Source organism: Caldibacillus thermoamylovorans (genome assembly GCF_000751775.1).
Lineage (GTDB): Bacteria > Bacillota > Bacilli > Bacillales > Caldibacillaceae > Caldifermentibacillus > Caldifermentibacillus hisashii.
Window position 1 is genome coordinate 65985 of the sequence record NZ_CCRF01000039.1, and the last position, 21284, is coordinate 87268.

Consider the following 21284-nt stretch of genomic DNA (forward strand, 5'->3'; position numbering starts at 1 on the left):
GATGCGGATGTCACTGCGATTTGTTAGAGGTCGTTCCGGCAGTGGAAAAACAACTTTCTTGTTAAATGAAATGAAGGAATCATTGCAACAAAAACCTGACGGGAAACCAATCTTTTTGATTGTCCCGGACCAAATGACATTTTTAACTGAATATAAAATGGTGTCGCAACCGGATCTTAAAGGTATGATTCGATTGCAAGTATATAGCTTTACCCGACTTGCCTGGCGAATCCTTCAAGAAACAGGCGGGATTACCCGGCTACATATCAGTACGACCGGTTTAAATATGTTAATTCGGAAAATTGTTAATGAAAACAAAGAAAAGTTCCTTGTTTTCAAACAAAGTGCCGAAAAAAAAGGGTTTATTGATCATCTGGAAAAAATAGTGACAGAATTTAAGAGATACTGTATTACCCCATCGGAACTAAATAATGAGCTCGAAACCATTTCCAATGAACCGACACTGGAAGGAAAAATTCATGACCTAGAGCTGATTTATGAGCAATTTGAAAATACAATTAAGCAAAAATACTTAGCTTCAGAAGATTATTTAATGCTTTTGGCTGAAAAAATTAAGGAATCAGAAACACTAAAGGATGCCGAAGTTTTTATCGACGGGTTTTACAGTTTCACCCCACAGGAATATTTAGTCATCGAACAGTTGCTTAAAAGTGCAAGGAGGGTGACAATTGCCTTAAATGGTGAAAGAACTTATCGTGAAAGTTTACCGGGAGAATTTCATTTGTTCCGAATGACGGGAGAAACCTATGCGACCGTTTATGAGATTGCCAGGATTAACGGAATTGAAGTAGAGGAAGATGTCGCTTTAAATCAATCAGTACGTTTTCAAGATGAATCACTTGCCCATCTTGAAAAATATTATGAAGCGCTCCCGGTTCAACCATTTACAAAGGATGCCAATATTTACTTTTGTGAAGCTACTAACGCAAGGGCGGAAATTGAAGGAATCGGGAGGAAAATTGTTGCCCTCGTTCGCGATCGAGGGTACAGATATAAAGACATCGCCGTTCTTGTCCGAAACGGTCAAAATTACCAAGAACTGTTTGAGACGATTTTCCATGATTACGAAATACCTTATTATATTGATCAAAAGCGACCGATGCTAAACCACCCGTTAATCGAATTTATTCGTTCATCTTTGGAAATTATAACGAGCTATTGGCGCTATGATCCTGTTTTTCGTGCGGTTAAAACCGACTTGCTTTTTCCATTAAATGCAAATATTCATGTCATGCGGGAAAAAATGGACCGACTTGAAAATTATTGCTTGGCATACGGTATTCAAGGGGACAAGTGGACGCGGAAAGAACGCTGGCGCTATCGGAGGATTAGCGGACTGGATCGGGATTTTCCTCAAACCGATGAAGAAAAAAAGTTTGAGCAAGAATTGAATGAATCCCGTTTGATGATCGCCGCTCCGATTAACCGTTTAGCAGGCAGATTGAAGAAAGCAAAGAACGGCAAAGAGCTTTGTACCGCTTTGTTTTTATATTTAGAGGAGCTTGATATACCTGCTAAATTGGAAAAAATGCAGCAAGATGCCGAGGAAAACGGGAAATTAATGCTAAGTCGTGAACATGGACAAGCCTGGGACGGAGTTCTCCAATTACTAGATGAATATGTTGAAATATTAGGAGATAAAGAACTATCGATTAAACAGTTTTCCGAAATCATTGAAGCGGGCCTTGAATCCCTACATTTTTCTTTAGTTCCTCCTGCGATTGATCAAGTGGTCATTGCCGACTTGGAATTATCAAGACTATCAGACATTAAGGTTGCGTTTGTCATCGGTATGATTGACGGAATTATGCCGATGAAATTTCAGGAGGATGGTATTTTGACCGATGAGGAAAGGGAAAAACTGCTCTCATCCGGTTTAACGCTCGCTCCTACCAATAAAATGCGCTTGCTGGACGAAGAATTTATCGCTTATAAGGCATTTACGACTCCGGCGGAACTTTTATTCCTTAGTTATCCGTTAGCAAATGAAGAAGGGAAAGCGTTAATCCCTTCACCGTATTTAAAACGTTTGGGAGAAATGTTCCCGAATGGAAACCATTTATTTTTTGGAAATGAGGTAAGTGAATTACCAACGGAAGAACAACTTGAATTTTTATTAAACCGGAAGCAGGCACTAACACATGTAACGTACCAGTTACAAGCTTACAAACGTCATGAACCTATTGATGCGATTTGGTGGGACGGATATAACCTGTTGATGACCGGCAGGGACAGAGACTCGGCTGTAAAGGTACTCTCAAGTTTATTTTATGAAAATAAAGCAAAACGGCTCTCAGCATCTACGGTTAAAGATCTCTACGGGGAAGAAATAAATGGGAGCATTTCAAGAATGGAAATGTTTAACCGCTGTCCGTTTTCACATTTTATGTCCCATGGTCTTCGTTTACAAGAAAGAAAGATTTACCGCCTTGATGCACCGGATATCGGTGAGATGTTTCACAGTGCACTGAAATATGTCGGAGATCAGGTAATGAAGGAAAATTTGTCTTGGGGAAAATTAACAAAAAGACAAATCCGGGCATTGGTTGCTGATGCGGTTACATATCTCGCTCCGAAGTTGCAAAACGAAATTTTATTAAGCTCCAATCGCCATCAGTATTTATTGCGGAAGTTGGAACGGGTTATTTTACGCGCGACCGAAGTCATTGAGGAACAGGCAAAATCAAGCAAATTTGTTCCGTATCGTATGGAATTATCATTCGGACCAAACGGAGATCTTCCACCGGTTTTGTTTCAATTAAAGAATGGAATGAAAATGGCATTAGCTGGACGAATCGACCGAATAGATAAGGCAGAGAACGAAAATGGTGTCTTTTTAAGAATCATTGATTATAAATCGAGCAGTCATGATTTAAACATCGGGGAAGTGTATTACGGCCTTGCTTTACAAATGCTTACGTACTTGGATATATTGGTTCGCTACTCAGAACAGCTCGTCGGTACAAAAGCTGACCCGGCCGGTGTCCTATATTTCCACATCCACAATCCAATTATTAAAAGTAAGAAGTTATTGACAATAGAGGAAATAGAAGAGTTAATTTTTAAAGATTTCAAGATGACCGGATTAGTTTTAGCGGATCCGGAAGTTGTTCGGATGATGGACCAAACATTGGAGCGTGGGGATTCAAAGATTATTTCCGCAGGTTTAAAGACAGATGGTACGCTAACAGCTCGTTCAAAAGTAGCAAATAAGGAAGACTTTTCCCATTTGCGGCAATATGTAAGGCAAGTATTTGAAAAGACCGGGAATGAAATCGTCGAAGGGAATGTCGATATTGCGCCCTATAAAATGGATGATCGAGTTCCTTGTACCTATTGCCCGTTTAAATCTGTTTGCCAGTTTGATCAGACGTTAAAGGAAAATAATTATCGAATATTACCTTCACTAAATAATGAGAATGCAATGGAGCGGGTTAAGGAGGTTGTGAAATCTTGAATATACCACAAAAACCGGCCGAGGCCATTTGGACAGATGACCAGTGGAAGGCAATCCATGCAAGAGACAGAGATATATTAGTGGCTGCGGCAGCGGGTTCAGGAAAGACGGCCGTTCTTGTCGAGAGAATTATTCAGCGAATTCTTGATGAAGAAAACCCGATAAATGTTGATGAATTACTTGTTGCCACGTTTACGAACGCTTCTGCTGCGGAAATGCGTCATCGCGTCGGCATTGCTCTTGAAAAGGAAATCGCGGCCCGTCCCGATTCCGTGCATTTACGGAGACAATTAAACCTATTGAATCATGCAACAATATCAACCTTGCACGCATTTTGTTTAGAAATTGTCCGAAAATATTATTATTTAATCGATATTGATCCGGGGTTTCGTATCCTTGATGAAACAGAAGGGATATTGCTTAAGGACGAAGCAATTGAAAGCCTGTTGGAAGAAGAGTACGGTAAGGAAAATAATGAGGCGTTTTTCAAAGTTGTCGATATGTATACCAATGACCGCAGTGATGTCGCTTTACAAGATTTAATTTTGAGATTATACGAATTTTCCCGAGCCAATCCAAATCCAGACAAATGGCTTGATGATTTAGTTGCCAATTATGATATTAAAGAAGGGCAATCGGTGGAAGATCTTCCGTTTATCAAGCCGCTATTATTTGATTTAGAACTGCAACTAAATGAAGCCAAAAGTTTTTTTGAGAAAGGTTTGGAACTGACGAAAGTACCGGGTGGACCGTATAAACGTGCGGAAAATTTCGAAAGTGATTTATTGCTTTTGGATTCAATTATCCGTGCGAAAAATGAATCATTTCAAGCTCTTTATGATATTTTTCAAAACATTAAGTTTACGACTCTTAAATCATGCAGAGGTGATGAATTCATTCCTGAACTGATAGAGGAGTCGAAAAACTTACGGGATCAAGGGAAAAAAATCATTCAAAAATTACAAGTGGACTTGTTCTCCAGAAAACCGGAAACATTTTTAAAAGATATGCAGGAAATGAAACAACCGGTTGAGACATTGGTTCGCCTAGTTAAATCTTTTGCAGAAAAATTTGATTCGTTGAAGAGAGAAAAAGCCGTTGTTGATTTTTCTGACCTTGAACATTTTGCGCTTCGAATACTTGGACAAACGGATGAATCCGGTATTCTTCGGCCGACCGAGGCAGCCCTTGCCTATCAGAAGCAGTTCAAAGAAGTTTTTATTGATGAATATCAAGATACGAATATGGTGCAAGAAACCATCCTTCAATTGGTGAAAAAACCTACGGAAGAAAATGGAAATCTATTTATGGTCGGGGATGTTAAACAGTCTATATACCGGTTTCGGTTAGCTGAGCCGAATCTATTTTTACAAAAATATTTATCTTTTACCCATGATGGAATAGACCATGGTCTTCGGATTGATTTAGCGCAAAATTTTCGCAGCAGACAGGAAATTTTGGATGCAACGAACTTTTTGTTTAAACAAATAATGGGGGTTCAAGTCGGAGAAATTGAATATGATGAAGCGGCAGAATTGAAAAAAGGTGCCGCCTATCCGGAAGATGAGCCCTATCCCGTTGAACTGACAATTCTTTATCGAGAGGATGATGAAGAGGATCAATTGGAGAAGAATGAGGATAAAACAGAGGACCATGACACTGAGACGGTTTCATTTACAGAAGAAGAATTACAACAATCGGAAATGGAATCCCGATTTGTAGCGAAAAAGATCCGGGAGCTCATCGATAGTGAAAAACAAGTTTATGATGCAAAGAAAAAAATGTATCGACCGCTTCAATACCGGGATATTGTTATTTTGCTTCGTTCCTTTACTTGGGCACCGCAATTTATGGAAACACTGAAGGAATACGGTATACCCGCCTATGCAGAGCTGGCGGGAGGATATTTTCAAGCTTCCGAAGTGTCGATTATGCTTGCTTTATTGAAAGTTATTGACAATCCCTATCAAGATATTCCGTTAGTTTCAGTTCTTCGCTCACCGATTGTCGGATTACATGAAGAAGAGCTTTCCCGGATTCGAATCATTGATCGAAAGGTGAGCTTTTATGAAGCGGCAAAAAAATTTGAACGGATAAGAGGAAAAAATGAATTTGAGGAATCAATTATTTACAAGTTAAATCTGTTCTTTTCCCAGTTGAAAAAATGGCGTACGCAAGCAAGGCAAGGTTCTTTATCTGATTTAATCTGGCAATTGTACCGAGATACCTACTTTTACGATTATGTCGGCGGTTTACCCGGGGGAAGACAGCGACAAGCGAATCTGCGTGCTTTATATGATCGGGCACGGCAATATGAATCGACTTCTTTTCGCGGTTTGTTCCGGTTTTTGCGCTTTATTGAACGAATGCAAGATCGTGGTGATGATCTCGGGGTTGCGAGAAGTTTAGGGGAAAAAGAAGATGTCGTCCGGATCATGACGATTCACAGCAGTAAGGGATTAGAATTTCCGGTCGTATTCATTGCCGGTCTTGCTAGGAAATTTAATATGAAGGATTTGACTAAACGTTACTTATTCGATAAGGAATATGGATTTGCAACGGAATATATCAATCCGGAAAAGCAAATTGTCTACCCGTCTCTGTTTCAAATGGCTCTGCAAAGAAAAAAACGGCTTGAATTAGTAGCGGAAGAAATGCGTGTGCTTTATGTTGCCATGACACGGGCAAAGGAAAAACTTTATCTCATTGCCTCAAGCAAAAACAAAGAAAAATTACTGGCTAAATGGCAAAAGTATCTGGAAGAAACAAATTGGTTATTAAATGATTTTGATCGTATGGAAAGTAAAAATTATTTGGACTGGATCGGTCCGGCCTTAATCCGCCATCGCGATGGGGAGGAATTGCGTTTACACTCGTCCGACCATTTGGATAATGAAACTGTACAGGAAATTGTTAACCATTCGTCCCAATGGAAGATTCATTTGATACCAAGTCAACAATTGGTAAGTACAGAAAATGGAGAAAATGCCAGTGATCATTTCTTAACTTTTGTGAAACAGGGAGAGTTGGTTCCTGTTGAGTCTGCATATAAAGAGCAAATTTCTCATCAGTTGAACTGGCAATATCGCTACCAAGCGGCAACCGTGCATCGCAGCAAACAATCTGTCTCGGAAATCAAACGACTGAAAGAAATACGTGATGAATATAGTGGTGAAGAACTAATCCGACCGTTTAAAAAGCCTATTACAAAAAGGCCCAAGTTTATGCAGGAAAAGACGTTGACTCCTGCAGAAAAGGGAACAGCCATGCACTTAGTCATGCAACATATTGATTTACGCAGGATGCCAACTGTCGAATCGTTAACAAACCAAATTTTTTATATGCAAGAGAAAGAATTGCTGACAGAAGATGAGGCAAATATGATTCATCTGGAAGAGATTGTTCAATTTTATCATTCAGATTTAGGGCAAAGAATATTGGCGGCCGACTGGGTGAAACGAGAAGTTCCGTTCAGCTTTACTGTACACCCGAAAGAAATTTATCCCGATTGGTCGGAAGGGGATGACCCGGTTTTTGTTCAAGGGATCATTGATTGTTTATTTAAAGATAAATCCGGTCTTGTTTTGGTCGATTATAAAACGGATCAAATCAGTGACCGATTTACAAAGGGGTATGATGAAGCAAAGCCGGTATTATTACAACGTTATCAAACACAAATCTATTTATATCGGAGAGCGGTTGAAACCATATTGGCAGTTCCCGTAACGGATGCATACTTATACTTTTTTGACGGTGGCCATATATTGCCGGTTAAGTGAAATACACCCGTACAGGATACATAAATAACCTGTACGGGTTTTTATTTCACCTAAAAGGCGGTCCAAGACCCTCACCTCAAGATTTTCGAGTTTACAAAGAAGATAGGTGGGGACGGGATGGCCGCATGTGTCCGATTGGTTCAACTAACAATCAGTGGGGGGATGCCCCACTGATTGAAGTTTCACGATAGCTAAGTTTTACTAATTATTCTGTCCGGAAGGTTGGTCTACTAGATCAGGGTCGACGGCATTCGTTGCACTAAATCCATTATTTGTAATGGAAAGTCCTCCAATATTCCCTGAACCGGAGCCTTGATTTTGTTTCGTATTCGACTTTGGTGCAATATTCAATGTGTCGCCAAAATTAACAACACCACCGCCTATATTAATAAGTTGAATCGAACCGATGATGGCTGGCATGTTTACCATCCTTTATCATAAGGTTTAAGCTTTCAAACACTACTTCCTTATAATTTATGAAAATTGACGCAATATGTTCTTATTCCGTTTGATTTGTTGCTTTCTGAATATTTTCAGGCTCGGCAATTTGTCTAATCTCTTTTCGGCGATTTTCTAAATAAATATTTTTATTACTGCCAATCTGAATAATAGATGAACTCGTTGCCCCTAAAATATTTATTCGGTTAACAACAATACAACCACACATATGTTGGTTCCGATAATAAATTTGCTGATCTATTGGAGGAAGTATAAGCGGTAGAGAAAAAATGCCGTAATTTATTACATCACCTTCATTTTCTAAAAACAACTCTTTATCGCGTTTAACCGCAAATGTGTCGCTTTTGGCGTTAATAATGGTGCTGTCGCCAATGAGTAAATGTGAGGAAAAAGTAAGAATTTGTATGCCTATTCTTTCCACCTTTGATATACGTTTTAACATATTAACGTGTCGCTATAGGGACGAATGGACCAATTAACAAGGAAGATGAAGGTGAATCATAGGCACACACCATTTGCATCGAATCTGTGTCTCCTACTAAAACAGCAGAGGAGCTGGCAATCGCAATAATATTTATATTCACTACATGCAAATCGTGATTAATCACTTCCAAGATCATTCTTTTCCTCTCCCTTTTGTCCTTTCATTGGAAATTGGCGTAAAAAAGCGTATATAGCTTGTTGTATGTCGTGAATAGTCATTTGATAAATTTCTTGTTCTTCCTCGTTAACAGAAAAATTGCGACGATTTTTGGCTAATTTTTGTGAATAAAAGGCTAGTCTCTCCGGCAGTTGCCTGCGAATATCTTCTTGAATAAATGCTGCATAGGATTCATCCAGTTCAAGTCCCATTTCTTTTTTTGCTTTTTCAATAAATAATGGAAGCTCTTTTTCTAAATACGTATTTAATTTGTCTTGTAATTGGTTTAGTTGCACCTTACTTTTTTCACTTTGTTCTTTGCGGAAATGGGGTGTTGGAATTGAGAATTCATCCATTCCTTGAAGGTCTTGCGGGTTCAAGCCAATATTCAATGTCCCGTCCAATCGTTCAATTTTCAACTGATCAAAATGGTAGTCGATTCTTTCCACATTTATTGGCGGCTGATTTTTTAGTGTTTCAATCGTTTTCGCAAAATCGGCATGAGCCTTTTCTAATTTTGTTAATTTTTCTTCATGCCTTTTCAGTTGTGAGGCAAGTTGATTTATAAATGTATAGAAATCATTTTGCAACGACATCACTTCCTTATGCAGTTTGAATATGGAGAAAGAATAGTTGTTCCATTAAAGTAGCAATTTATCTCTGTCCTGCTCCCTGTACCGGAATGGTGAGAGGTTGTGCCGCAGTTGTACTGGTAAACCCTTCGTAGTTCGGTTCCGGTGCATCACCGGTAAATCCTCCGGTATTATATGCTTCTGTTATCGCGCTAATCTTTCCGGCAGTGCCAATTTGTAAAACCGAGGAGTTCGCAATGCTATTAATTCGCAGTATATTAATTTGAATCGTTTGTTGAACATAAATATTCATTTTTTTCACCTGTTTGTCTTCTTATGATTATTTCGGTTAGACATTAAAACTGTTCGGTTGGTCGACTACATCGCGGTCATAGGTATTTGTGTTGCTGCGATGGTTATATACATAAAGCTGCTCGGCCGTATTAAATGAACCTGCACCTGCAAATGTTTTGTTCATTGTATAGGGACTAATTTGATATACATCCCCCACATTAAAAACACTACTGGATCCGATTGAATTTACGTTGACAATTCCGACTACTGCAGGCATATTGCTCACTTCCTAACCCGTTTTCCCTTTATCCACCTAGCGGGCAGTAAGACTCACCTCAAGATTTTCGAGTTTACAACGAAGATAGGTGAGGAGCGAACTGCCCACATGCGTCCAATTGGTTCAAATAACCCATCAGTGGGGATAAAGAGCCCCCCTGATGGAAGTTTCACTTTATTGTATGATTCATTAAAGGAAAGGTGCTATAAGTGCCTATATTTTGTACGTTAAGAAATGAAGAATTTCCAGCAGAGATGTAAATTCGATCTAGTAGTAGTAAATTTAAGATTTATTGTTTTGTCCCATAGCACACGATTTGGACAATTCTATGGGCCATTTCGGCTTATTTCTCAATTAAATTCGTCCAATATGAAAATATACCAATTATTATCATTTAAACCAAACTTATGATAATATGTAAAAAGGGAAATGATGATTTGCGCCGAAAGGGTTAATCAAGAAAATTCATACAAAATAGAGTTCCTACAAATATTAATTAAATGATTAGCACCCAAAAAGGTTTTAAGGAAAGATTTGCGCCAAATATAGTACTAACAATTTTTATCAAGACACAAAATATTGCCATTTAAGCGTAAATGTTTTTGAAAAATGGGCTTTTTGGGTGATAACCATTAAATTTCCTGAAAAAACCTTTTTGGGTGTTAATCGAATTATTAATTGGGAGGAATTAAAAAATGACACATCTGCATATTACATCTTGGGTGGTTGCCATCATTTTATTTATCGTAGCTGTCCTTTTGACAAAAAATAAAAATGAAAAGCCTGCAAAAATCGTCTCGATGATATTACGTCTATTTTACTTGTTCATAATTGGAAGCGGTATTCAATTATACTTTCTGGTTGATCCATCCTCGGGCTATCATATAAAAGCTCTTCTCGGAGTTTTAGTTATTGTATTTATGGAACTGGTTCTTGCGGGCATCAAAAGGGGTAAATCAACAACGATTTATTGGATTTTATGGTTTGTAATTTTGGCAGCAACCATTTATATGGGATTCACTTTACCACTCTAAAGGTCAATGAACTTTAATAAGATTACATAAAAAGATTAGGAATCATCTGAAACGATATATATCGGTGAACCGAGATTAAGAGAATTGTCGTATTTTGTCAATTCTTTTCTTTTTTTCGTTACAAATTCACTTAAATATGCTATTTTTATAGTTGTAACATATTTAATGACACTTTTTCATATGACAAAAGCAGGTGAAAGCTGTGGTAGAGACATACAATTATGAGTTTATTGATAAAGAGCAGCTTAAAAATTTTATTGAAAAACATCGTTTACGATTGTATACAAATATACTGGCGCAGATTTTTGTCGGAAATGGGACTTGGAAGGAAATACAAGAAATTCAATTCATCATGAAAGAACTTTTACCGGATGTACAGTTGATTGGATGCACATCATCTGCGGCCATTCTGGATGGAAAAATTGTGGAAGGAAGAACAGTAATAAACTTCACTCTTTTCGAACATACAAAGGTAGAGACAGGACTTATTCAAATCACGGATCATGATAAAAAGGTTGAAACGGATAATTTGGACTTAAAAACGATTATTGCCTACACGACGCATCCATCGATCCAGACCCGTGATTTTTTTAACGATATTCCCGCTGAAAAAGAAGTAATCGTTGCAGGAGGCAGTGCAACGAATACATCCGACAAGGAAGTTTTGGTGTTCACGTCCGATAGTGTAACCTCTAATGGTATTGTTTTTGTAAAACTCTATAATCCTAATTTATTTATAGATACATACCATAATATCGAATATAGTAAAGTCGGTGAGTGTATTAAGATTACGGAAGCGGAAAATGATCGAATTTTATCTATCAATAATGAAAAGCCGATAAGATTTTTTGAACAGAGTTTTGGTTTCAATCTAAAAGACTTTCATCAGGCCGGTTGTGAGTTACCTTTCATTTTTTTAAAAAATGGTGAAGACAAATTTTGTTTTATAAAAGACATATTACCGGATGGGGCAATGAGGGCAAGCTTGGAATTACGTTCCGGTGATGAATTATTTTTGGTCTATTTTGACTTGGCACGTATGATCGAAAGTAGTTTACTGCAATTAAACAGGCTGGCGAATGATTCCGTTGAAACGGTTTTTACATTTATAAATATGGGGAGAAAAACTCTGTTTGAATCATTTACAAGCCAGGAATTACATCATTTACAAGCGTTGGGTGAAGTGTCAGGGCTGATCACTTTAAGTGAAGGAATGTCGGGAAGTGTCAAAGATGTGACGACGAATTTTTCTGTTTCCGCAATAGCTTTATCAGAAACCGATAAACTCCTGGATGCTAGTAAAAAAGATGTTGAAATAGCAATCTCAGAAATTAGCTCAGAACGCGAAACTGAAACACCGCCGGCTGCAAAAAGAAAAGAGTTTTATTATCATTTCACTTCAGAGATGAGTAAGCAATTATACTTTGCAAATACAATGAAACTTGTAACAAAACAACTGGCTTGCCTTTCCTGCTCGTTGGAAAAAGCCAATCGAATGCTCTTTTATGATAAAGATACTGACTTGCCCAACCGGTTAAAAATTACCGAAACGGTAGATAACTTAATTTCAGACAGTGTAAACAAAAAGTTTGCTGTTCTTTTTATTGATATTGACCGCTTTAAATTAATTAATGACAGTTTTGGCCATTATGTCGGTGATATGGTTATTGGTATAATTGCCAATCGATTAAAATCTTTGCTTACAGATGATATATTTATCGGTCGTTTCGCAGGTGATAAGTTTACTGTCATTTTAAGAAAAGAACTGGATGCAAAGCAAATAATGATCTTGGCAAATAAAATATTATTATCTATTTCAGAACCGCTTGAATATGAAGGCCAGGAGTTTGCCATATCGGCCAGCATCGGTGTAAGTTACTATCCGGATGACGGGAACGATACAGAAACAATTTTAAGAAATACGGATACGGCGATGAACCGAGCGAAAAAGTATGGAGGAAACCAAATTATATTTTTTGCCAGTGAAATGAATGTACAAATTAAATATAAGTTTGAGTTGGAGAATTATTTGCGGCGGGCAATTGAAAAAAAGGAATTGTTTTTATTATATCAACCGGTTGTAGACTTACAGACAGGTCAAATTAACGGGAGTGAGGCATTAATCCGCTGGAATCATCCAAACCTGGGGTTGATCTCACCGATGGAATTCATCCCGATTGCCGAGGAAACGGGGCTGATTCATGAAATTGGAAAATGGGTGCTCATGGAAGGGTGTAGGCAAAATCAAGAATGGTTTGACAAAGGCTATGATGAATTGTTTATCTCTATTAACGTCTCCGCCCGTCAATTTTTGCATCCAACATTTGTAGAACATTTACATGAATCACTACAATATTCCGGAATGGATCCGAAAAAACTACATTTAGAACTTACGGAAACCGGTATGATTGATAATGTTGAAAAATCCATTGCAATTATGCAAGAAATCCAAAATTTAGGGGTAAGAATATCCATTGATGATTTTGGGACAGGCTATTCTTCACTCAGTTATTTAAAAAATTTACCTATCGATACATTGAAAATCGACCGTTCTTTTATTAATAACTTTACATCTGAAACGGTGGACTACTCCATTGTGAAGGCCATTATTACGATGGGTAACGGTCTGTCAGTGAAAGTAGTGGCAGAAGGAGTAGAAACCTATGAGCAGTTAATTGAATTGAAGAAAATGAACTGCGATTATGCACAAGGTTACTATATTGAAAAACCGGTATACCCTGACCGTTTTATTGAAATTATGAACAACAAAAAATTTCAAATTTCATAAGTTGAGTTATTGTGATTGTGATAAAAGGCTGTATTAGGTCAAAAACCTGTACAGCCTTTTATAGCTAATCGTGGGGATATCTATAAAGTCCAATTTTAAAGGTGATTTTAGGATCGTCAATTACTAGGTAGGATCGTTTAACTTCTGCTTGGTCTTTGCAGTGCTTGTAACACAATACGATTTCCCGTATTTAATGTGTACTCGAACCGGTCACTTTTTTGGCCCTGACGGTAATGGAAATGATGATGAACAGAACAAACTTCCACTGTATTATCAAATACGAAAAAATTGGTCCCTTCCTTTTCTTTCGTAACAAGAAAAGATTGGTGATTATGGCAAAAAATTATATCGTAAATTGAAAAGTTAAGTTCATTTAATTTGCGGATAAATTGAAAGAAGGCATCATCAGCTAATTCTTCAAGCCAAGCTTGGTAACTAATGGATAATGATTTTCGGATTTTCACATAGGTTTGATCCTGCAGTTCATATTGTTTATTTTCATACTGAACAATAAAGTCATCCGTTAATATTCCGCTATACCAATGATTAAGGTGTTTCATACGGATTTCTTTATATAAAAAATCCTCCAAGGGAAAGGCTTCTTCTGTTTCATTATCAATGATAATCCAGTCATCATTAATTTTTTCAACAATTCCTTCAAAAAAAGCTCGAGCTTGTTTTTCAAGGATGCGATAGCGTTCCGGTTTCATTGAATTCCTCCATCAATTGACAAGATTAAGTTGATTCCACGTAACCACAAGTCAAACGCCCGTCGTAACAAGCGAGTCAAGGTAGTAGCTCAAACGCTCGCATGCGTCCGCTTGGTTCTAATAACATTGAGTTAGGGATATTGATTTCCACTTAATTTAAGTTTCCCTCTAAGTACTGTTCCACCATTTTCATTTATTGGCAATGTCATGTTAATTTATACTGTTCTATTTTTGATAAAATTTTCCATTCTCCTTTTCCATTTATTGACCTGTCTTTCCGAAACAAGGTAAGCTAGAGGAGTAGAAATAAAGGGGGAGAATGATGTTGCGAAAATGGATGGGAATGGTCTTGCCTGCTTTTCTGATTTTCTTTGTAAATGCGACAGCCGTGTTTGCAACTGAAGAAACCAAAAGGGTATAGCAAGATGAAAGTATTTATTACCTTATAGTTGACCGTTTTTACAACGGCGATCTTTCAAATGATTTTACTGTAAATACAAAGGACAAGCTTTCCTATCATGGAGGAGATTTCCAAGGTGTTAGACAAAAACTCGACTATATCCAAACAATGGGATTTACGACTATTCGGTTGGGTGTGATTTTTGATCAGCGTGCATATAGCCGATCCGGAGCGGATACCAAAGATTTTTATCATCCAGAAGAACATTATGGGACGCTGAACGAGTTTAAACAATTAGTGAAAGAAGCACATAAAAGGGAAATAAAAGTGATGATCGATTTTCCTTTAACGATATCTCCTAAGCATCCTTGGGTGAAGGACCCGGAAAAACAAAATCGTTTTATCATTGAGGATGGAAATGAATCTAATCAAGAAAATAATCAATCCGTCACCTCGCCTAAACTAAATATGAACGACCCGGAAACAGCTCAGTATGTTTCGAAGGTTGCCAAATGGTGGTTACAGGAAACAAAAATTGACGGTTACTTTTTTTCACAAGTTGATCAAATTCCGGAAGCATTTTGGTCAGGATTAATAAAGAAAATAAAATCCGAGAATAAGGATCTCTACATCGTCGGGGAATTATCCGAAAAAGCTTCTGTAAACTTAAGAGACTATAAAAATATCGGCTTTACTAGTTTGCTTGTTCCGTCAACGACATTAAAATTGCGGGAGTCTTTCAAAACACCGAATCATTCTTTAACAAAGCTGGTTCAAGATGTTGGAAAAATAGAATCATCATATTTGATAAAAAGTACGGACGGTCCAAGTTTTTCCCGATTTACAAATGATATCGTTGCAGCCAACCAATTTCCTGGAGATAGATGGGAACCTTCCTTAACTTATTTGTTTACAACACCGGGTGTTCCGATGATTGACTACGGTTCGGAAATAGCGATAACAGGTGATGATCCAATGATGGATTTCCGTGCTGATCCCGATTTAATTGAGTTTATCGAAAAACTGGGAAGAGCACGAAACCATTATCTCTCTTTAACAAGAGGGGATTTCACATTACTTTATGAAAATGAGGGAATGGCTGTATATACACGGTCTTATAAAAATGAAACGGCATTCATAGCATTGAATAATACGTCTGAAAAACAGGAAATATTAATCCCGACAGATAAGCTTGGCTCCAAAAAACAATTGATAGGTCTAGTCAATAATGATCTTATTAAAGAACAAAACGGCAATTACCCGCTTTCGATAAATGGTGAAGAAAGTGAAATTTATATCGTACGCGATGACCATGGCCTTAAAATGTTAAATGTTATCGTCATCATTGCCATCCCGATCGTGTTTTTGATTCTCTATTTCTATATTTGGAAGCGCGGGAAAAATAACGGGTAATTAATTGGATATTGTAAATATATGAAAAAATTGAAATGGTGCCAGCGCTTTTAACAATTTTAAGCCCGGGAAAGTGTTTCGTTCATCACTCCCGGGCTCTATCATTGCTTGAATAGCATCTAACTATGTAAATCCATTATCGGTAATTAATAAATTGTACATCGAGCGGCAAGTCTGTTTCACGGATGACTGCAATGATTTTTTGCAGGTCGTCTCGACTTTTTCCGGTCACGCGGATTTGATCATCTTGAATTTGACTCTTAACTTTTAAACCGGTATTTTTAATGATTGTGTTAATTTTTTTGGCATTATCTTTATCAATACCTTGAATTAGTTTTGCGCGCTGACGTACATTTCCGCCAAAAGCATTTTCCATTTTTCCGTATTGCAAATTTTTGATTGGTACACCGCGTTTAATCAGTTTACCTAATAAAACATCCTTTAGCTGCGACATTTTGAACTCATCATCGGAAATTAAAACAAGTTCATCGCCTTCCAGTTTTACATCGCTTTTGCTTCCTTTAAAATCATATCGATTTTGAATTTCTTTCATTGTTAAATTGATGGCATTCGTCACCTCAGCCATGTCAATCTTAGAAACAATATCAAATGAGCTTTCTTTCGCCATTAAGCTACCTCCGTTCATATGTTTTCCTTCATTATAGGGAAAACTAAGGAAACGGGCAAGTAAACAGACGGAGGCAGCTAGAAACTACAAATGATCGGTCTTCTTTGAATATTGGTGTTTACCGGCTTTTCGGTTTTTTTCTTTCAATTCGTTTTTTCTTTCGCGAAGTGCCTGATGGTCCACCGGTTTCTTATCATCATCAGAAGTTCTTGACATAAAGACCCTCCTCAATAATTTCAAATACTAACGCTTATCTTATTATGGGGCAATATCAAGTTCACTATTCGCCTTAGCATTAAAAAGAAAATGGCAAGTGTACCCGGTCCGGAATGGGCACCGATTGCCGAACCGATCATATTGATATAAAAATGTTTACAACCAAATCTATCTTCAATCATATTTTTCATCTGCCGAGCTGTTTCCTCATCGTCTCCATGGCTGATGCCGATAAGCTGGTCTTTCAAATTAACACCACGTTCTTCCATTAACTCCAGAATCCTGTTCAACACTTTTTTCTTTCCGCGGATTTTTTCAATTGGAATCAGTTTACCGTCCTCAACATTCAATAAAGGTTTTATATTTAAAAGTCCGCCGACAAAAGCACTGGCTCTTGATACCCGACCGCCGCGCCGCAAATATTCTAAATCATCGACAGTAAATAAATGTTCCATATGACTGCAATAAAATTCGGTTTCTTGGATGATCTTTTCCTTTGTTGCTCCGCTACTCGCCAGTTTAGCGGCATGAAAAACAATTAATCCTTGTCCTAAAGAGGCCGCTTTTGTATCAATTATCGTTAAATCCAAGTCAGGATACTCTTCTAAAACCTGTTCTCTAATCATGCATGCCGTTTGATACGTTCCGGACAATTGTGACGAGAAAGCAATATAAACTCCAGGGCGTTTTTCTTTGGCTAAGTTGACAAAAACCTCTTTTATCTTTGTTGGGGAAGCTTGGGATGTTTTTGGTGTTTTGCCATTACGCATGGCATCAAATATTTTCTTGGAATCAATCGAAATCACATCATCATATTCTTCACCGTCCAATTCGACTTGTAAAGGAAGCAAGTCAATGTTTTGTTCTTGTAAAAAAGAGTATGGTAAATCAGCACCGCTGTCTGTAATAAGTTTTACCTTTGTCAATCCCCATCACCACTTTCGAATGTTTCTTATATGCTTTAGTTTATCATCAAAAATTGGAGAATTAAACCAAAACTTCACGGAAATCCAAGCCGTTTTTAGGAAACAATAAAAAAATACTAGTATTACCGCGCTGAAATGGAGGTTACATCATGACTTTATTCCATGTAAAAAAATTCATCATTGTTATCATCGGTGCATTTATTTTTGCATTTTCCATGAATTATTTTTTAATACCGGCGGGTGTTTATTCAAGTGGTTTTTCCGGATTGAGTCAATTGCTGTCAAGATTATTTAGTGAATATTTTAAAATTCATATTTCTGTTGGAATTTGGTTGTTGCTGTTGAATATACCGGTTACGATTTTAGGATGGAGAAAGATCGGTAAAACTTTTACTTTGTATAGTTTTATTAGTGTTATTTTTTCTTCCATGTTTTTAAACTTGATACCGATAAAGGAATTATCAGATGATATTTTGCTAAATGCGGTATTTGGCGGAGTGATCGGCGCAGTTGGAGCAGGAATGACTCTGAGGTTTGGGGCTTCAACCGGTGGTATGGATATTATTGCCGTATATTTATCAAGAGTTGTTGAAGGATCCGTCGGCAGATTTACGTTAATTTTAAACAGTTTCATTATTATTTCTGCCGGATTCTTGTTTGGTTGGGAAAAATCTCTTTACACGCTGGTTGGATTATTTTCTTCATCAAAAGTGATTGATATTCTCCATACACAAGCGCAAAAACTGACGGCGATGATCGTGACCAAAAATTCCAAAGATTTGAAGCAGGCAATTTTAACCCGGCTAACGAGAGGGGCAACCGTCGTTCCTGCGCACGGGGCGTATTCCAATGAAGGAAGGGATATGTTAATCACCGTAATTAGTAGGTATGAATTGTTTGAGCTGAGGAAAATCATTAAAGAAGTTGATCCTAAGGCATTTACCAATATTGTAAAAACGGACTCGGTCATCGGTCTGTTTAGAAAAGATTAAAGAAAACTTGGTGAATGCGTGTCTTTATAAGACTGCCAAACCGAAATAAAAAATGACAGCTCCGAACCGAGCTGTCATTTTTTCCGGGGGATTAGCTGTTGTGAGAGTCTACTGCATCCAATTCCTGTTGGTATTGTTGCAAAAGTTCTTTCTCTGCTTCAGTCGAATTAGCAAAAGCGGATGAAATAGCGTTATTTGCTTTATCGATATCGTCTTGGCTGATATCATTCTTTTGTTTTAATCGTTTTGTAAATTCCCTAGCCTGTTGTAACAATTGATTTGCCATTTTGCTCCCACCTTATAATGAATCAAAATGATTATTCATTTTTCTGGCCTCAGCTTCAGCATACGTTAAATGGTAAGGGATTTTTTCCGAATGACGAGTTACCGCATCGACACCTTGCTTAACAAAACGCTTTGATTTACTACTTTTGCCCATTCGTATCCCTCCGTCATTACAATTAGAACAAGAAGGAAACTTGGCTTCTTGTTCCTTATTAACATATCCCAATTGTGTCAAAAAAAACTGTCAGAATACGACAACCTTGCCCGAATTTGGTTAAAAATTTACGCTATTCATTCATATAAAATAAAGGACGTATAACTTGAAAATCAATAAATTGAAGACTTTAATGAATGTTCCTATAAGAAGTAAACCAGTCAGCCGATGAATTGCTTGCTTTAGTTGAAGTTCAAGACTTTAATAAAAGTTCCTCCAAGTAAACAGCGATTCCGTCTTCTTCATTTGATAATGTCACGTCTTTTGCGACATGTTTGGCCATATCAATCGCATTTCCCATGGCCACTCCATGTCCGGCGAATTCAAGCATTTCTAAATCATTATCTTCATCACCAAAAGCAATCACCCGACTTTGGGGAATTCCGTAATAATCGGCGACTTTTTTAACACCGATTGCTTTATTAATTCCGTGTTTTACAATTTCGATAACCGGATATGGGGCGCCCCAACTGCGGTGTTCGATAACTTCCGCCTTTGTTTCTGAGAGATAGGAATTAATTTTTTCAACATTCTTTTCGTCTGAATGAATCAGTAAGCTGGTTGGGTCATTTTTTAAAAAATTACGTAAATCACCGTAAGTAACGGACAGATTCCCCAGTTTGAAAAAATCAATTAATTTTTCATCATGATAATGAAGATAAATATGGTCCATTACTTCAGCGATAATATTTTGAATGGAATACTGGTTGGAAATTTCAATAATATCTTTTACCGCCTCTAAAGGGAGTGGTTGATGATATACACCCCAACCGGCATCGAGCGGATGATGAACAAATGCTCCGTTAAAGTTGACAATCGGGCTTTGTAAGTTCAATTCCTTATAATACATTTCGCTAGCACGATAAGGTCTTCCGGTAGAAATCATGACAACATGACCATCATTTTGGACTTGATTTAATACAGCTTTTGTCTTTTCAGATATGGTTTTATCATCTTTTAATAACGTTCCATCTAAGTCTAATGCAATTAAGTGTTTATCTTTCATTGAGACATTCCTTTCATTATGTCATTATTTAGCAATTATAGCACACTCGTGTTAAACTGTTATTAAGAAACTGTATTAAATATTAGTTTATAATATATGGGTAGAAATACAATAGATTTGCTTGTATTTTTTATACAATTTCCTTACTGGTACAAGGAGTTTTAGACTGAGATTGGATTTTTAGGAGGAAAATAATGATTATTGTTGACAAGAAAATAGTTGCTAATATTCCGTTGTTAGAAGTTGTACAAAAAGAGTTGTTGGATCAAGCGGTACCCACTGTTTTCTTTTTCCACGGATTTACAAGTGCAAAAGAACATAATTTGCATTACGCCTATTTGATGGCTGAAAAAAATATACGGGTTGTCCTTCCTGAGGCTGATTTGCACGGAGAACGAAGCCGAAAGTTGTCGATGGAGGAACAAGCTTTATATTTTTGGAAAATAATCTTAAAAAATATTAAGGAACTTGGAGAATTAAAGGAAGCATATGTGCGAAACAGGCGAACTTTACAAAATCAAATTGGTGTTGCCGGCACATCAATGGGAGGAATTACGACCTTTGGTGCCTTATGTAAATATGATTGGATAAAGGCAGCTGTCAGTTTAATGGGGAATCCCGCTTATCACCATTTCGCTCGTTATCTCGTTAATGAACTGCAAAGCCAAGGATATAAAATTCCGTATTCGGAACAGCAATTAGAAGGAGAGTATCAGAAACTGTTGACTGTTGACTTAAGTATGAATCCGGAAAAGTTAAACAATCGTCCGCTGCTATTTTGGCATGGAAAAAAGGATCCAATTGTTCCCTATACATATGCTTATGATTTTTATCAAAAGGTAAAGGAAAATTATTCAGAACATCCGGACCATATCCGCTTTATTTTAGATCATCATGCCGGACATAAAGTATCACGAGAAGGGTTATTAGCAACGGTTGACTGGTTTGAGCAATTTCTTCAATAAATGTCCAACCTTATCCAACTTGTAGTGGCCAAGAATTTATCTTACCTTAACGGAAAGTAAGACTTCACCTAAAGATATTCGAGCATGGAAAGAAGACAGGTGGTGAACGGACTGCCCGCACGCGTCCGATAGGTTCAACTAACATTAGCGGGGAAAAAATATCCCCTTTGACGGAAGTTTCACTTAATTCATTTTTCTATGTATCTTT

20 protein-coding genes are annotated in these 21284 nt (G+C 37.4%); 7 read left to right on the plus strand and 13 right to left on the minus strand.

What is annotated here, in order from left to right; genetic code table 11:
• The first annotated feature begins 7 nt into the window (after window positions 1-7).
• On the plus strand, window positions 8-3478 hold the full coding sequence (gene addB, locus BT1A1_RS05910) for a helicase-exonuclease AddAB subunit AddB (RefSeq protein ID WP_034769079.1): 3471 nt from the start codon (window positions 8-10) through the stop codon (window positions 3476-3478).
• Complete coding sequence (gene addA / locus BT1A1_RS05915) at window positions 3475-7257, plus strand: helicase-exonuclease AddAB subunit AddA (RefSeq protein ID WP_034769081.1); 3783 nt, start codon at window positions 3475-3477, stop codon at window positions 7255-7257. The genes addB and addA overlap by 4 nt, the downstream gene beginning before the upstream one ends.
• A gap of 201 nt (window positions 7258-7458) precedes the next feature.
• Here addA and BT1A1_RS05920 read toward each other — a convergent pair whose 3' ends face one another.
• From BT1A1_RS05920 to BT1A1_RS05945, 6 genes are all read right to left on the minus strand, one after another.
• Window positions 7459-7677 carry a spore germination protein gene (locus BT1A1_RS05920; RefSeq protein WP_034769082.1) on the minus strand — a complete coding sequence of 73 codons (219 nt, stop codon included), beginning with the start codon at window positions 7675-7677 and terminating at the stop codon, window positions 7459-7461.
• Between the two features lie 79 nt (window positions 7678-7756).
• Window positions 7757-8158, minus strand: coding sequence for a spore germination protein GerPE (locus BT1A1_RS05925; protein ID WP_034769084.1), 402 nt, complete (start codon window positions 8156-8158; stop codon window positions 7757-7759).
• Between the two features lies 1 nt (window position 8159).
• Window positions 8160-8336 carry a hypothetical protein gene (locus BT1A1_RS05930; protein WP_034769086.1) on the minus strand — a complete coding sequence of 59 codons (177 nt, stop codon included), beginning with the start codon at window positions 8334-8336 and terminating at the stop codon, window positions 8160-8162.
• The gene (gene gerPC, locus BT1A1_RS05935; RefSeq protein ID WP_051989032.1) at window positions 8317-8946 is read right to left on the minus strand and encodes a spore germination protein GerPC; all 630 of its coding nucleotides are present in this window, start codon (window positions 8944-8946) and stop codon (window positions 8317-8319) included. Before gerPC ends, BT1A1_RS05930 begins: the two co-directional genes overlap by 20 nt.
• Window positions 8947-9010: 64 nt before the next feature.
• The gene (locus BT1A1_RS05940; RefSeq protein WP_034769088.1) at window positions 9011-9241 is read right to left on the minus strand and encodes a spore germination protein GerPB; all 231 of its coding nucleotides are present in this window, start codon (window positions 9239-9241) and stop codon (window positions 9011-9013) included.
• Window positions 9242-9277: 36 nt separating this feature from the next.
• A complete protein-coding gene (locus BT1A1_RS05945; RefSeq protein WP_034769090.1) occupies window positions 9278-9499 on the minus strand; it encodes a spore germination protein in 222 nt (73 codons plus the stop codon).
• Between the two features lie 695 nt (window positions 9500-10194).
• On the opposite strand from BT1A1_RS05945, the gene BT1A1_RS05950 reads away from it, so the two are divergent.
• The gene (locus tag BT1A1_RS05950) at window positions 10195-10533 is read left to right on the plus strand and encodes a YisL family protein (protein ID WP_034769092.1); all 339 of its coding nucleotides are present in this window, start codon (window positions 10195-10197) and stop codon (window positions 10531-10533) included.
• A gap of 202 nt (window positions 10534-10735) precedes the next feature.
• The gene (locus BT1A1_RS17390) at window positions 10736-13321 is read left to right on the plus strand and encodes an EAL domain-containing protein (protein WP_051989033.1); all 2586 of its coding nucleotides are present in this window, start codon (window positions 10736-10738) and stop codon (window positions 13319-13321) included.
• Window positions 13322-13458: 137 nt separating this feature from the next.
• Here the strand turns inward: BT1A1_RS17390 and BT1A1_RS05960 are convergent, their stop codons facing one another.
• Entirely contained in the window at window positions 13459-14031 is a 573-nt protein-coding gene (locus BT1A1_RS05960) for a DUF2777 family protein (RefSeq protein WP_034769094.1), read from the minus strand.
• 445 nt (window positions 14032-14476) lie between these two features.
• Between BT1A1_RS05960 and BT1A1_RS05965 the strand changes: the two genes are divergently transcribed.
• A complete protein-coding gene (locus BT1A1_RS05965; RefSeq protein WP_269147488.1) occupies window positions 14477-15844 on the plus strand; it encodes an alpha-amylase family glycosyl hydrolase in 1368 nt (455 codons plus the stop codon).
• Between the two features lie 136 nt (window positions 15845-15980).
• Here the strand turns inward: BT1A1_RS05965 and BT1A1_RS05970 are convergent, their stop codons facing one another.
• From BT1A1_RS05970 to BT1A1_RS05975, 3 genes are all read right to left on the minus strand, one after another.
• Window positions 15981-16472, minus strand: a complete 492-nt coding sequence (locus BT1A1_RS05970; RefSeq protein WP_034769096.1) for a YajQ family cyclic di-GMP-binding protein — start codon at window positions 16470-16472, stop codon at window positions 15981-15983.
• Between the two features lie 84 nt (window positions 16473-16556).
• Window positions 16557-16688 (minus strand): DUF3941 domain-containing protein, encoded by a 132-nt coding sequence (locus tag BT1A1_RS17835; RefSeq protein WP_072012654.1) that lies wholly within the window; start codon window positions 16686-16688, stop codon window positions 16557-16559.
• A gap of 20 nt (window positions 16689-16708) precedes the next feature.
• A complete protein-coding gene (locus tag BT1A1_RS05975; protein WP_051989035.1) occupies window positions 16709-17614 on the minus strand; it encodes a DegV family protein in 906 nt (301 codons plus the stop codon).
• A 149-nt stretch (window positions 17615-17763) separates the two neighbouring features.
• On the opposite strand from BT1A1_RS05975, the gene BT1A1_RS05980 reads away from it, so the two are divergent.
• Window positions 17764-18606: a YitT family protein gene (locus BT1A1_RS05980; RefSeq protein ID WP_034769098.1), complete on the plus strand. Its 843-nt coding sequence runs from the start codon at window positions 17764-17766 to the stop codon at window positions 18604-18606.
• 91 nt (window positions 18607-18697) lie between these two features.
• On the opposite strand, the gene BT1A1_RS05985 is transcribed toward BT1A1_RS05980, so the two are convergent.
• From BT1A1_RS05985 to BT1A1_RS05990, 3 genes are all read right to left on the minus strand, one after another.
• Window positions 18698-18892, minus strand: coding sequence for a DUF3813 domain-containing protein (locus BT1A1_RS05985; RefSeq protein WP_034769100.1), 195 nt, complete (start codon window positions 18890-18892; stop codon window positions 18698-18700).
• A 12-nt stretch (window positions 18893-18904) separates the two neighbouring features.
• On the minus strand, window positions 18905-19045 hold the full coding sequence (locus BT1A1_RS19060; protein ID WP_162835726.1) for a hypothetical protein: 141 nt from the start codon (window positions 19043-19045) through the stop codon (window positions 18905-18907).
• Between the two features lie 253 nt (window positions 19046-19298).
• On the minus strand, window positions 19299-20111 hold the full coding sequence (locus tag BT1A1_RS05990; protein ID WP_034769102.1) for a Cof-type HAD-IIB family hydrolase: 813 nt from the start codon (window positions 20109-20111) through the stop codon (window positions 19299-19301).
• Window positions 20112-20305: 194 nt separating this feature from the next.
• Between BT1A1_RS05990 and BT1A1_RS05995 the strand changes: the two genes are divergently transcribed.
• Window positions 20306-21076, plus strand: a complete 771-nt coding sequence (locus BT1A1_RS05995) for a prolyl oligopeptidase family serine peptidase (RefSeq protein WP_034769104.1) — start codon at window positions 20306-20308, stop codon at window positions 21074-21076.
• Window positions 21077-21284: the final 208 nt, after the last annotated feature.